This is a genomic window from Paenibacillus sp. CH40 (genome assembly GCF_024213605.1).
GTDB classification, from domain to species: Bacteria; Bacillota; Bacilli; order Paenibacillales; family Paenibacillaceae; genus Paenibacillus; species Paenibacillus polymyxa_B.
Genome location: NZ_JANAVQ010000002.1, coordinates 247,690 through 261,718, shown reverse-complemented (window position 1 = coordinate 261,718; position 14,029 = coordinate 247,690). Strand labels below are relative to the sequence as shown.

General features: G+C 45.8%; 14 protein-coding genes. All 14 read left to right on the top strand.

Annotated elements, in window-relative coordinates:
- The first annotated feature begins 29 nt into the window (after nt 1–29).
- The 14 genes from NLX73_RS07615 (at nt 30) to NLX73_RS07550 (ending at nt 13,979) form a co-directional block, all read left to right on the top strand.
- Nucleotides 30–878: a ClpP family protease gene (locus NLX73_RS07615; protein WP_254325812.1), complete on the top strand. Its 849-nt coding sequence runs from the start codon at nt 30–32 to the stop codon at nt 876–878.
- Nucleotides 875–1,087, top strand: coding sequence for a YlzJ-like family protein (locus NLX73_RS07610; protein WP_061829428.1), 213 nt, complete (start codon nt 875–877; stop codon nt 1,085–1,087). Before NLX73_RS07615 ends, NLX73_RS07610 begins: the two co-directional genes overlap by 4 nt.
- 103 nt (nt 1,088–1,190) lie before the next feature.
- Nucleotides 1,191–3,866 (top strand): FtsK/SpoIIIE family DNA translocase, encoded by a 2,676-nt coding sequence (locus NLX73_RS07605; protein ID WP_254325811.1) that lies wholly within the window; start codon nt 1,191–1,193, stop codon nt 3,864–3,866.
- A 225-nt stretch (nt 3,867–4,091) separates the two neighbouring features.
- The gene (sleB, locus tag NLX73_RS07600; RefSeq protein ID WP_254325810.1) at nt 4,092–4,943 is read left to right on the top strand and encodes a spore cortex-lytic enzyme; all 852 of its coding nucleotides are present in this window, start codon (nt 4,092–4,094) and stop codon (nt 4,941–4,943) included.
- Nucleotides 4,944–5,103: 160 nt separating this feature from the next.
- Nucleotides 5,104–6,384, top strand: coding sequence for an EF-P 5-aminopentanol modification-associated protein YfmF (gene yfmF / locus NLX73_RS07595; RefSeq protein WP_254325809.1), 1,281 nt, complete (start codon nt 5,104–5,106; stop codon nt 6,382–6,384).
- Between the two features lie 2 nt (nt 6,385–6,386).
- On the top strand, nt 6,387–7,667 hold the full coding sequence (gene yfmH / locus NLX73_RS07590; RefSeq protein ID WP_254325808.1) for an EF-P 5-aminopentanol modification-associated protein YfmH: 1,281 nt from the start codon (nt 6,387–6,389) through the stop codon (nt 7,665–7,667).
- Between the two features lie 20 nt (nt 7,668–7,687).
- Nucleotides 7,688–8,455 (top strand): elongation factor P 5-aminopentanone reductase, encoded by a 768-nt coding sequence (ymfI, locus tag NLX73_RS07585; protein ID WP_254325807.1) that lies wholly within the window; start codon nt 7,688–7,690, stop codon nt 8,453–8,455.
- A 102-nt stretch (nt 8,456–8,557) separates the two neighbouring features.
- Nucleotides 8,558–8,812: a DUF3243 domain-containing protein gene (locus NLX73_RS07580; protein ID WP_013309950.1), complete on the top strand. Its 255-nt coding sequence runs from the start codon at nt 8,558–8,560 to the stop codon at nt 8,810–8,812.
- A 227-nt stretch (nt 8,813–9,039) separates the two neighbouring features.
- Nucleotides 9,040–9,813, top strand: coding sequence for a DUF3388 domain-containing protein (locus NLX73_RS07575; RefSeq protein ID WP_013370747.1), 774 nt, complete (start codon nt 9,040–9,042; stop codon nt 9,811–9,813).
- A gap of 30 nt (nt 9,814–9,843) precedes the next feature.
- Entirely contained in the window at nt 9,844–10,932 is a 1,089-nt protein-coding gene (locus NLX73_RS07570) for a RodZ domain-containing protein (protein ID WP_254325806.1), read from the top strand.
- Nucleotides 10,933–11,016: 84 nt separating this feature from the next.
- A complete protein-coding gene (locus NLX73_RS07565; protein ID WP_023988236.1) occupies nt 11,017–11,181 on the top strand; it encodes a hypothetical protein in 165 nt (54 codons plus the stop codon).
- A gap of 144 nt (nt 11,182–11,325) precedes the next feature.
- Nucleotides 11,326–11,817 carry a YajQ family cyclic di-GMP-binding protein gene (locus NLX73_RS07560; RefSeq protein ID WP_013309953.1) on the top strand — a complete coding sequence of 164 codons (492 nt, stop codon included), beginning with the start codon at nt 11,326–11,328 and terminating at the stop codon, nt 11,815–11,817.
- A gap of 210 nt (nt 11,818–12,027) precedes the next feature.
- Nucleotides 12,028–12,615 carry a CDP-diacylglycerol--glycerol-3-phosphate 3-phosphatidyltransferase gene (pgsA, locus tag NLX73_RS07555; RefSeq protein ID WP_013309954.1) on the top strand — a complete coding sequence of 196 codons (588 nt, stop codon included), beginning with the start codon at nt 12,028–12,030 and terminating at the stop codon, nt 12,613–12,615.
- A 95-nt stretch (nt 12,616–12,710) separates the two neighbouring features.
- On the top strand, nt 12,711–13,979 hold the full coding sequence (locus NLX73_RS07550) for a competence/damage-inducible protein A (RefSeq protein ID WP_134902869.1): 1,269 nt from the start codon (nt 12,711–12,713) through the stop codon (nt 13,977–13,979).
- Nucleotides 13,980–14,029 lie beyond the last annotated feature (50 nt).

The window sequence follows — 14,029 nt, the reverse complement described above, 5'->3', positions numbered from 1 at the left end:
ATGCGTAAAGCGAAAGGAAGATCACCCATATGGAACAATACAGCAATCTAACATCTGGCAACGAGGAAACGGAAGTACCAGATCAACCAGAAATTGGGCAAAGACCCGCTTTGCCTGCTATGGAGGCTTTACAGCAGCTGGGTCAAACCTCTATGCCTGGAAGCGAGTCTAATATTTTTTGCATGACGATTATCGGTCAGATTGAAGGGCATCTCATTTTACCGCCTCAAAACAAAACGACAAAATATGAGCACATTATTCCCCAGTTGGTAGCGGCAGAACAAAATCCTCGTATCGAAGGATTAATGATTTTGCTGAATACAGTTGGTGGTGATGTAGAGGCTGGACTGGCTATTGCTGAAATGATCGCATCGATGAGTAAACCAACGGTGACCATTGTCATAGGTGGGGGGCATAGCATCGGTGTGCCTATTGCTGTGTCTTCCACTTATTCCTACATTGCGGAGAGTGCGACGATGACCATTCATCCCATTCGTATGAACGGTCTAGTCATTGGAGTACCACAAACTTTTGAATACATGGAAAAAATGCAGGAACGTGTTGTACGCTTCGTCGTTTCTCATTCTCGTATTACAGAAGAGCAGTTTAAGGAATTAATGTTTAAAACCGGTGAGTTAAACCGCGATATTGGTACAGCGGTTGGGGGAGCCGATGCAGTGAAGTATGGATTGATGGACGCGGTTGGAGGCATCGGAGAGGCTTTAAAACAGCTGAACACCATTATTGAAACTCGGCGTCAGCAAAACGGGATCGCTGGGATTCAACAGCAGGCTCCGTATGCTTCTTTTTCTCCTAGTGCCACAGGAACTCCTACAGAGACACTCTCAGGGGAGCCTAGCGGGGAGCTACCACAATGACACTATATACTGTAATGCCAATGGAAATGGTATGGCAAGGGATGTGGAAAGAGGCTGAGGAGTTTGCAGAGGTTCGGGTAGACGGTCTACTTATGCAAGTACAGCCGCTCGAAAGTCGTCGGGGGATCATTGTACGGTTGTTGGACTGTCCGCTGGAAGCCTATCTGAATCCGCGTTATGGACCAGGTCAAGTCATCGAGTGGTCGTAGAAGGTGTCGAATAGTATAGAAATAGGTCGTTTACTGTTGAAAAAGAACATATGTGCGGATACCGGGTGACGTGGTATAATATTCTTCTGGGGGGTGACCTTGTATGTCCAGAAGAAGAAAAAGAAAAAAGAAAGCCGCATTTGGCGGAGTTCTAAAATTTGAAATTTACGGCATTGTGCTGATTACATTAGCGGTCATTGCGTTGTCGGGTGAAGCGGCGGTTGGTCGGTCGTTATCCAAGATGTTTGGGCTCGTACTGGGGAAATTCTATTTTGTTATCCCTCTCATTGGCATTTATTATGGTCTGATGGTGATGATTCACCGCAAGTGGCCGAACCAGTGGAACTCCCGTAAAACGGGTTTGCTCCTGTTAGTATTTGCCTTTACACTTATGAGTTCTATTTCATCTATGGAGCAGCGTTTGGGGCCGATCAACGCGCTTCAGCCGGGCGGAGTGATGACCCAGATACATATAGATATGCGTGAGCAGTTGCTGTCGCCTGACCAGCAGGGTCATACCTCAATGCTGAACAAGGATATCAGCGGGGGTTACGTAGGCGCATTGCAGCTTACTGTTCTGTTATGGCTGTTTGGTCTCACGGGAGCTAAACTGATCATGATTGTTATGTTCGTCATTTGTTTCATGCTGATGACCCAACTGTCCTATGTGGATTTGGTACGGATTGTAAAGACCAAGCTGCTGACAGCCGGGGGAAGCGTGCGCAAAAAATGGACTGGTAAAGCTACTCCGCTTTCAGCATCAAGCAAAGGCAGTGGAAATAGAAAAATCAAGTCTGAGTCCATTCCTGCCTATGAGGAAGACATGGATGATGACTTTGACGAAATGCAGCCTCCTGCACGCAAACAGCCGATTTTCTTTCAGTTGTTTGGTCTCAAAAATTCAGATAAAGCGGACAAGGATGAGCATTCCGTCGATACGGATGAGGATGATCATGATCTTCCATATGAAGCTGAGGACGCGCAGGCCCAGTGGAGAAACGGCAACCAGAGTGAAGAGATGTCTGACGTAGTAGAACACGCTGAGCAGGAAGCTGCAACTCCGGTAAAAAGGTCGCCGATTATTAGGGATTTCTTCGAACAAGTAAAGCATGAGGAAAGAAGACCGGAAACTGAATTTGGAGAGTCCCTGACAGGGGCAGAGCAGACAACTTCCGTTATTGACGAATCCCTGGATGATGACTTTGTGGATGCCAGTGCAAATACGGATATGGATGATTCGACAGCGATCCAGGGGACATTAAAAGGTGCTCAGGGACAAGCTCAGACGATTGCAACTGGGGTAGCAGGCGAAGAGGCTGAAGGTAACCATACAGCTATTCCGGCTCCGCCGCCTAAACCGTACAAGCTCCCATCATTTCGTTTACTTGCTAAACCACAAAACGCAGGCAAAGGTATGGGACAAAAGGATTACATGCAAACGGCACGCAAGCTGGAGGCAACGCTGGAAAGCTTCGGTGTGCGGGCGAAGGTGCTGGAGGTTGTCCGTGGCCCTGCCGTAACGCGTTATGAAATTCAGCCGGACATTGGAGTAAAGGTCAGCCGCATTGTGAGTCTGACGGATGACATTGCGCTTGCGCTTGCTGCCAAAGATATCCGTATGGAGGCTCCGATTCCTGGGAAATCTGCTATCGGAATTGAGGTTCCGAATAATGAAGTTTCCATTGTAACGATGCGTGAGGTAATGGAGACAACCGTTTTCCAGGAGTCAGCTTCCAATTTATCTATTGCATTCGGACGTGATATCGCAGGACAGACGATTGTCGGTAATTTGGCCAAGATGCCCCATCTGCTTGTAGCTGGGGCAACAGGTTCGGGTAAATCAGTGTGTATCAATGGGATCATTACGAGTATTTTATACAAAGCAAAGCCGGATGAGGTCAAATTTTTGATGGTCGATCCTAAAATGGTGGAGTTGAACGTGTACAATGGAATCCCGCATTTGTTGGCTCCGGTCGTGACTGATCCAAAGCGAGCCTCACTTGCATTGAAGAAAATTGTAGTTGAAATGGAAAAAAGATATGAGTTATTTTCCAAATCAGGAACCCGTAATATTGAGGGCTATAATAATCTGATGAAAGATAACCCGGATGCATTTCTGCCTTACATCGTCGTTATTGTGGACGAGTTGGCAGATTTAATGATGGTAGCTGCGGGAGATGTGGAGGATGCGATTGCACGACTTGCCCAAATGGCGCGTGCAGCAGGCATCCACCTTATTATTGCAACGCAAAGACCTTCGGTTGACGTAATTACCGGGGTGATTAAAGCCAATATTCCTTCACGTATTGCCTTCGGCGTTTCCTCGCAGGTAGACTCCCGTACCATATTGGACATGGGTGGAGCCGAGAAGCTACTCGGACGTGGTGATATGCTGTTCATGCCAATGGGTGCTTCCAAACCAGTCCGCGTTCAGGGAGCATTCATGAGCGATCAAGAAGTCGAAAATATTGTTAGCTACGTACGTGAACAGGGTGAAGCTCAGTATGATGAAACGCTAGTGCCGGAGGTGGAAGAGGTATCGGCTGATGCAGATGAAATGCTGGATGAGCTGTACGATCAGGCGGTCAACATCATTTTAGAGGCTAAACAAGCTTCCGTTTCGCTCCTTCAGCGCCGTATGCGGATCGGTTATACACGTGCTGCTCGACTGATTGACTCCATGGAAGCTCGCGGAGTCATCGGCCCTTACGAGGGCAGCAAGCCCCGTGAGGTCCTTATCTCAATGGAGCAATATCAGCAAAATAAAGTAAGTTCCTAAGCATGATCTCTATCCAGTACTACATTAAAACGCTGTTTGTTCGCATGGTGGTTGTTCTAATATGACAACTCCAAGTGCACAAACAGCGTTTTTTTGTGATGTTTTTTGAGGTGTGGCGACTACCTGCTGAAAGAAGATTAAAAGGGTGAATAGCTTTAAGCGGAGCTTGTCATAATAAACGTAGCCATCCTGTTAATCCCACAAAAGAAAGGTAGAGCGCAGCATATGAAAAAGACAATGGTCTGGATTTGCACGGGTATCCTCGCAGCCTCGGCTATTACGTACACAGGACTTTTTAAAAGTGACTCTGCACAGCAGCAAGCAGAGCCGCTGAGCACACAGCAGAAAGTACAAGCGGTGCAACCTTCCCAGCCGACATTCAGCTCGGGAGCGGTTGATTTTGGATCTTACGGTCAGGATGTATATGAGTTGCAATCACGTTTGAAGTTGCTGGGCTTTTTTGGCGGGAAAGTGGACAGTCATTTTGGCAGCAGTACACTAAAAGCTGTCAAGGGTTTTCAAAAGGAATTTGGCATCCGTCCCGATGGAGTGGTCGGAGCAAAGACGAAATTAAAGCTGGTGAATGCTACTCCTAACTGGAAGCCAACGGAAACTCCTATGCATCGTAACAATCAAGGTTCCGCTCAGGGACAGACAGCGGACAATAACGATAAATCAGATCAAAATGATGAAACGATGGGATCGGCCAACACCATGGGACTTTCTGAAAACGATCTTAAAATTATGGCCAACGCGGTCTACGGTGAATCCCGCGGCGAGCCGTTTGAAGGCCAAGTTGCCGTCGCGGCTGTTATTTTGAACAGGGTCAAGTCACCTAGCTTTCCCAACTCACCATCTGGAGTGATCTTTCAACCAGGAGCTTTCACAGCTGTAGCAGACGGTCAAATCTGGCTCACACCGAATGAGACTGCACAAAAGGCGGTACGCCAAGCCCTGAACGGCTGGGACCCAAGCGGAGGATGTCTTTATTATTTTAACCCAAAAACAGCCACCTCCAAATGGATTTGGTCCCGTCCGCAGGTGAAAACCATCGGGGAGCATATTTTCTGCATGTAAAACGCCGAAGCAGCCGGGAGCTTGTCTCCGGTTGCTTCTTGGCTTTTGCATGGTTAGAATAAAGATTGGTACACTTTACCTCTTTACAGGAGGATAATTTACAGCAGCTAATGCTAATCAAAGGCTAGACGCAAATTGACGTCACAAAGGAGTTTTGGACTTGAACAAAACAGGTTTCGAGCGTGGCACACGCAGACAACTGAGGATTCATGTACTGCCGACCAAGCGCTTTAAGACGTTTGCTATATCATTGTATGTAGGCACTCCGCTACGGGAGGACACCGTAACTCGAGTGGGGCTGGTACCTTTCGTTCTGCGACGGGGTACAGAATCGTATCCGCAGACTACACAATTCAGAGAACAGTTAGAGCAATTGTATGGCGCGGGTTTCGGTTTCGATGTGTATAAACGTGGAGATTATCAGATCGTGCAATTTCGCATGGATACGATTAATGACAGCTTTGTAAATAGTCCAGATAGTTTACTGGATCGTTCGTTTTCTTTTCTCGGAGAAGTGCTAACGAAGCCTGCATTGGAAAATGGTGCATTTCAAACGGGATACGTCCAGCAGGAACGAGAAAATGTGCGTAAGAAGCTGGAATCTATAGTTAACGATAAAATACGTTATGCTGGTGAGCGTTGTATGGAGGAAATGTGCAAGGATGAGCCTTATCGTCTGCACCCTCTTGGTCAACGATCTGATCTGGACAGTATAGATGCACAGAGCTTGTATAAGGCTTATGGAGAATGGCTGAATCATGCCAGCATGGATTTATACGTTGTGGGAGATACGACGCTAGAAGAAGTTGAGAAGTTTGTTGATCGCTATTTTCAATTGAACCGTTCAGCGGAAACAGGGTATGTTCCTGAACAGCCCAAGTCGGTAGAGCGTGATGTTCAAACCGTTGTAGAGCGTCTTGATGTGAACCAGGGCAAGCTCAACATGGGGTTGCGCACCCCTATTACGTATGGAGACGATCGCTATGCTTCCGCTCTGATGTACAATGGCATTCTGGGCGGGTATCCGCATTCAAAGCTGTTCGTTAATGTGAGGGAGAAGGAAAGTTTGGCATATTACGCTTCATCACGGTATGACGGGCATAAAGGTATTGGTACGATTCAATCTGGTATTGAAATTCCTAATTATGAAAAAGCGGTTACTATTATCCGCAAGCAACTGGAAGATACGCAAAACGGAGCGATTACTGAGCTGGAAATTACCCAAACGCAGGCGATGATTCGCAACTTGCTAAAGGAGATGCAGGATTCCGCTTTTGAAATGATCGCCTATGATTTTAACAGACAGCTTTCCGGTAAAGAACGGACAGTAGATGAGCTGCTGAGTCAGGTGGAGGCAGTCAAGGTGCAGGATGTTCAGGATGCCGCCCGGACGTTCCGACTGGACACTATTTATTTCTTGAGAGACCAGAAGGGGGAATAGCGGTGGAGCATATACCTTATGAGCATTTGCAGGAAACGCTGTACTATGAAGTAATGGATAACGGTTTACACGTTTATGTGTTGCCCAAACCGGGTTTTCAGAAGACATACGCCACATTTGCAACTAAATACGGCTCAGTTGATAATCATTTCCGCGTCGAAGGTCAACAGCCCGTAAAGGTGCCGGATGGCATAGCCCATTTTTTGGAGCATAAAATGTTTGAAGAGCCTGAAGGCGATATTTTTGCTACCTTTTCCTCTAATGGGGCATCGGCGAACGCATTTACGAGCTTTGATCAAACAGTATATCTGTTTTCGGCAACCGAGCGTATTCAAGAAAATTTGACCACGCTGGTCAATTTTGTGCAGCATCCTTACTTTACAGATGAAAATGTAGAGAAGGAAAAAGGCATTATCGGCCAGGAAATCAATATGTATGAAGATAACCCCGATTGGCGGAGTTACTTTGGTCTGATCGAGGCGTTGTACAAGGTCCATCCGGTGCATATTGATATCGCAGGTACTATTCAATCCATCAGTACGATTACAAAAGAAACGCTGTACAGTTGCTATGAAGCTTTCTACCACCCAAGCAATATGATTCTTTTTGTAGTGGGCGGAGTGGATCCAGCTGAAGTAATAGAGCTGGTACGTAACAATCAGGCCAAAAAGGACTATAAGCCGCAGGGAGAGATTGAGCGGATTTTCGACGATGAACCCACTACAGTTGCAGAACCACGTCGTGAGGTGAAGCTGGCCGTTTCTCTGCCAAAGCTACTGTTTGGATTCAAGGAGGCTGAAGTAGGCCTAACGGGTGTAGAATTACTTCGTCATGATCTGGAAACCAAGCTGATGCTTGATCTCCTGTTTGGTTCCAGTACACAACTATATCAAAAGCTCTACGATGAGGATCTGATTTCGGACAGTTTTGGTCATGAGTACAATAGTACGCAGCAATATGCATTCTCTGCAATCGGCGGGGATACCAAAGACCCCGATCGGCTGTTGGCGAGAATACGTGAAGAGGTGGAGTCCATACAGAAGCAGGGCTTTGCAGCAGAACATTTTGAGCGGGCACGCAAAAAGAAAATCGGTGGTTATCTGCGTACACTCAATTCACCAGAAAATATTGCACATGAATTTACAAGACATCGCTTCCGGGGCAGCGATTTTTTCCAACTGCTTCCGATTTATGAAAGTATCACGCTTGAGGATGTAAATCGCCGTCTAAAAGACCATATCCAGTGGGATCAACTCGCAATATCACTAGTGGTGAGTCCGTAATGTCCAGGGAGAGGGAAACGATGACCACCGAGGGCGGAGAATTAAAAGCGATTGGCGATACAACCGTGCTGATTACAGGAGCGAGTGGCGGAATTGGTGCGGCTATTGCTGAGCGTTTTGCAGCTGTAGGGATGAATGTTGTAATTCACTACATGAAGTCCCATGAAAAAGCAAATGAAGTTGCCCGTCGTTGCATGGCTTATTCAGGCAAGGTAATGACCGTGTCAGCGGATCTGCGGAGCAAGGAGCAGATCGAACGCATGCGGGAAAAGCTGGATAATCACGGGATGAAGCCGGACATTCTTGTGAACAACGCCGGATTATCTCATTATGGGCTGTTGACAGATGTTTCGGAAGAGGAATGGGACGAAGTGATGGCCGTCAATGTTAAGGGAACCTTTCTGTGCACGCAGGTTTTTATGCCACATATGATTTCCCAACGCTATGGCCGCATTGTGAATGTTTCCTCCGTGTGGGGGATATGTGGTGCATCGTGCGAGGTGTTGTATTCCACTACCAAGGGAGGCATTAACGCTTTCACTAAAGCGCTGGCTCAAGAGGTAGCACCTTCCGGGGTGACAGTGAATGCTGTAGCTCCAGGTGCAGTGGATACGTCGATGCTGGATCATTTGGATGAAGGAGAAATTACCAGTTTGGAAGAAGAAATTCCTGCCGGACGATTGGCTCGACCTGATGAAATATCGTCCCTGGTTTATTTTCTTGCGCTTCCTGAGTCAGGTTATATTAATGGCCAGATCATAAGTCCTAACGGAGGATGGGTGACTTAAGGGAAATAGCGTTTGGAGGAATCCACCAGTATAGTAAGCGTCTGAGAAGAGCATATTACAACTGTTGATTTTAAATCTGAATCATCTAAGGAGGATTTAAGTATGTCAACAGTTGTTCAGAATTTTGATGTTTGGAAAAAGTTCCTTGGTCAGCGTGTAGAGCAAGCGGAGAAGTTGGGAATCAGCCAAGATACCATTTCAGAGCTTGCTTATGAAATCGGTGATTTTCTGGATGAGAAGGTCGATCCAGCCAACCACTCCAACCGCGCACTGAAAGAACTGTGGGGAGTTGCCGATGAGGACGAGCGTCACACCATCGCCCGGCTAATGGTTAAATTGGCCAAGAGCAACGCATAAGTAGGAACCAACATGAAAAGCTCCCTTTTGGGGGCTTTTCTGTAATGGTTACAGAGCTGTTCTTGTAATTCCATTGTAATTTATATATCATAAACGTGATTGAGGCTTACAACACAATGCAGCCTATCGAATTTCAATAATTGGTTTTGTCGAAAGATCTTATTTTATGATACAATAATGCTTTGATTTGGAGTTGTTGACGGTTTGAATGTGAATGAGGTGCTAACGTGACGGAAGAAACGAAACAGTGGTACATGGAGTACAAGATACATAAAAATCGACCCGGACTGCTGGGAGACATTGCTTCCATGCTTGGTATTCTGGGGGTTAATATACTGACGATCAACGGTGTTGAAGGTGAAAGACGGGGGATGTTGCTTGAAACGGACGATGACGAGAAGATACGCATTCTCGGAGACACGTTAAAAAAAGCAAGCAACATTACAGTCACGGCCTTACGTGCTCCGAGACTGGTTGATATATTGGCAGTAAGACACGGCCGTTACATCGATCGGGATTCGGATGATCGTAAAACATTTCGCTTTACACGCGATGAGCTTGGGTTGCTGGTCGATTTTTTGGGTGAAGTATTAAAGAGGGACGGCAATCAGGTGATCGGTCTTCGCGGGATGCCGCGTGTGGGCAAAACGGAATCCATTATTGCCAGTAGTGTGTGCGCAATGAAGCGTTGGACTTTTGTGTCTTCAACGTTACTACGACAGACGGTGCGCAGTCAGCTCTCTGAAGAAGAAATGAACCCAAACAATGTGTTTATTATTGATGGTATTGTGAGTACAATTCGGTCAAATGAAAGACATTATCACCTGCTTCAGGAAATCATGAGCATGCCAAGTACTAAAGTGATTGAGCATCCTGATGTATTTGTACGTGAATCAGGATACAGCTTTGACGATTTCAATATCATTATTGAACTTCGCAATAATCCGGCTGAGGAAATTATTTATGATACCTTTACAGCCAGTTATACAGAAGATCTTTAAATAAGCGTAATTACACAAGGAGATGATGACATGTCAGAACTGGGTCAGCAATTAAAGGAGGCCCGGCTGCAAAAAGGATTGAGCCTTGACGATGTTCAGGAAATGACGAAGATACGCAAACGTTATCTGGAAGCCATTGAGACGGGCGATTACAAAGTGCTGCCGGGAAGCTTTTATGTCAGAGCTTTTATTAAAACATACGCTGAAACGGTCGGGTTGAACCCCGATGAGATTCTGGAAGGGCATCAAAGTAATGTGCCTGAACCTGAGCCGGAAGCAGTCATGGAGCCTGTTACACAGAAACGCTCCAGCCGTCCCGCCACAATTGGTAATCTTAAATGGTTGCCTACAGCGTTAATGTGGCTTTTTCTAGTTCTCATTGTTGGGGTTATTTATGCTTATTGGGTGAGCAACAACCATTCAACTCCAAAAACAGCAGAAAACACAACGCCGATTACAACACCAAGTACAACACCAAGTACAACACCAAGTACAACGCCAAGCACGTCTACTCCTGATACCACTACGACACAGCCGAACAATGGTCAAGCGACGGCTCCAAATGGTGCTGGTGGGCAGACTCCTGATGCGGGGCAAACCGGACAAACTCAGCCAGATGGTACGGGGAATACGGATGCTACTACTCCAGATACTGGACAGCAGCCGGATACGACTACACCACAACAAGGTGTAACTGTGGCACAGGACGGCAAGCAAGGCAAGACGACGATTTTCAAAGTTTCCAGTGCAACGGGAGCCACACCCAAGGTTGATATTAAAGCTACGGGTGAAAGCTGGCTTGAAGTGTACAAGGGACAAAATTCCCGTGGAGAAAAGCTGAGCTACGGTATGACTAAAAGTGGAGATGCCATGTCTTTCGATATTGGTCCGGAAGGTTTATATATTAAATCAGGACGGTCTTCTGCCACAGATATTTCCGTAGCAGGTCAACCGATAACAGATAATAAATCGACTACACGTGTACTGATCCAGCAAGGAGAAGCTTCTTCGACCGGAACGAGTGCAGGAGTGACGGGTTCACCTGCAGATTCTACGACAGGTAGCAGTACGGATTCAGCACAAAGTGGTACAGATTCTACAACTACTGATGGTGAATAAACGCCTTGGTGCGAGGAAATACTAATGACTGTAATTCCTGGAAAGGCAGTCATTTCATTTTCCGCAAAGTGAGGTGTATACGTTATGACCGTCAGCTGGATTGTGACTGGGCTCGGTATCATTGTCAGTTTACTGGGCTATTATCTGACACCGAATGCATGGGGCTATGGCATACTGGGCTTTGGTCTTGCTCACATTGTGCTTGGACTCTTGGATATGTTCCGAACTCCAACACGAAGCCATAATTAGATATTTTGACCGTAATTGAAATAAAGGCGTTTTTGTCAGGAAAACTGGCAAGAACGCCTTTTTAGTCAACGGATTATTGGATTTTTGTAAATGACTAGCCTATAATTAGATATTGAACTTTGTTGTGGAAAGGAAAGTGAAACGATGGCTTCAGAAAATTCATTTGATATCGTCTCCAAAATGGATATGCAGGAGTTAACAAATGCGGTTCATCAGACGGAGCGTGAAATTGAAACTCGATTTGATTTCAAGGATAGCAAAAGTAGCCTCAAGCTTGAGAAAGAAGCTCTTACGATTGCATCGGAAGACGAGTACAAGCTGAATGCGGTGATTGATATTTTGCAATCTAAAATGGCCAAACGAGGTCTGTCCCTTAAAAATGTGGAGTATGGCAAATTGGAACCCGCTTCTCTAGGTTCAGTGCGTCAGCGTCTTTCGCTTAAGCAGGGAATTGATCAGGATAATGCCAAGAAAATTAATATTCTTATTCGGGACTCCAAGCTAAAAGTCAAAAGTCAGATTCAAGGTGATCAAATCCGAGTGACCGGAAAAAACAGGGATGATTTACAGGCGATCATTCAATTGCTACGTAAAGCTGATTTGCCATTGGAGCTTCAATTTACAAACATGAAATAAAGCCGTTTTCCCTCAAATATTTTGTAGGAAAAAACGTTGCTTGATGTGCGGCAGGTTATTTTGACATGCGTTTTGCGCCATATTATACTTGTAACGAAAATGCAGACAATTCAGGTGTATAGCGCTCGTCGAAAGCGATTTACATAGGATTGAATTTAATCCGAAAACTGCCATTTGTAATCAAGTACGATAATCAGGGGAGAGTGTGTTGTGAATTTACCCAACAGAATTACAATAACGCGGATTTGCCTTATCCCGGTGATGATGCTGGCTTTGCTGGTGGACTTTGATTTTTATCCGCCGCCGATTGAGATCGGAGCTTTCAAGCTGCCGTATAATCAGCTGATTGCGGCTATCATTTTCCTTGTAGCAGCCAGCACGGATGGTCTTGACGGATATTTGGCACGTAAAAATAATATGGTCACCAATTTGGGCAAGCTGTTGGACCCCCTTGCTGATAAGCTTTTGGTAACCGCTATTTTGGTTTCCTTGGTAGAAATGGGGAAAATTGATTCATGGATTGTCGTTGTGATTGTTAGCCGTGAGTTTGCGGTTACGGGGCTGCGTCAGATTGCCTTACTGGATGGGTCTGTGGTTGCTGCAAGCAATTGGGGCAAATTAAAGACGATCATCCAGATCGTTGCTATTGTAGCGCTGCTCATTAATAATTTCCCGTTTGTTTTTCTTGGTATACCGTTTGATTTAATAGCGATATGGGCAGCAGTGTTGATCACCATTTATTCGGGTATTGATTATTTCGTGAAAAATATCCATTTGCTGAGCTCCTCCAAAGTTTAACAGGATAAATTTTATGGAAACAGCAATAGGGACTAAACTTATTGCTGTTTCTTTATATAATTCCCATAATATTCGCAGTACAGGAGGAAGAATTGATGAAAGCTGAAATAATTGCAGTAGGAACAGAGTTATTACTCGGACAAATAGTGAATACAAATGCTCAATATTTGTCACAAGAGCTGGCTACAATTGGAATCGATGTATATTTTCAGACTGTGGTTGGCGATAACATAGATCGGCTTCAGGAAGCGATAAGAATTGCTCAGAAGCGTGCGGATATTATTTTGTTTTCCGGCGGTCTGGGGCCGACTCAGGATGATTTGACGAAAGAGGCGATAGCGGCTGTATTGGGGCGGAAATTGCACATAGATCGTCTTGCAATGGACAAGCTAGATCAATTTTTCCGTAACCGTGGGGTAGAAATGACCGAGAATAACCGCCGTCAGGCGCTTTCTATTGAAGGTGCTACTCCGCTTGAAAATGAGACAGGGCTAGCTGTGGGCGACGCGATTGCACAGGACGGTAAATTTTATGTAGTTTTGCCTGGACCGCCTAAGGAACTCAAACCTATGTTTGCAAACCAGGCAAAGCCTTGGTTGCTTCAGCAGGCATTGAGCGGTGAGGAAATGCCAATTTATTCGAAAATGCTAAAATTTGCAGGGATCGGTGAGTCAGCTCTTGAAACCCATTTGTTAGATCTAATCCAATCCCAGACAGATCCCACGATTGCCCCTTATGCCAAGGAAGGGGAAGTCACGATCCGTATATCCACCAAGGCGGCCAGCGAAAGTGAAGCATTAATTAAGCTGACAGCTACGGAAGTAGAAATTCAGCAGCGTCTTTCGGAGTATATGTATGCAAGCGAGGATGTTGCGCTGGAGAAGGTTATCGTAGATCTAATGGCCAAACGCGAACTCACTGTGAGTGCGGCAGAAAGCTGTACAGGTGGAATGCTGATGGAACACATCACTTCTATACCTGGCAGTGCTGTTATGTTTCAAGGTGGCATCGTGTGCTATTCCAATGAAATGAAGATGAAATTACTCAACGTGCCTTATGATTATTTGGAAGGGGATCATGCGCCGGGTGCAGTGAGTAAGGAAGTAGCCCTTGTGCTTGCGGAGCAGGCGAGAATGATCATGGACAGCGATTTTGGACTTTCAGTTACTGGTGTAGCTGGGCCTGGGTATTCCGAACGGAAGCCAGTCGGTCTGGTGTATATTGGCATTGCTGAACGCGACAAGGAAACGGAAGTACATGAGCTGAGACTGAGTGGCAACCGCGAAACAATCCGACTGCGATCAGTCAAAGCAATCCTGTACAGATTGTGGCGCAGGCTGGTAGAGAACGAGAAGCTCTCTTAAACATCTATGTACAGTGTGGGTCGTAGAGTTGTTTTAGATAGATATTCATG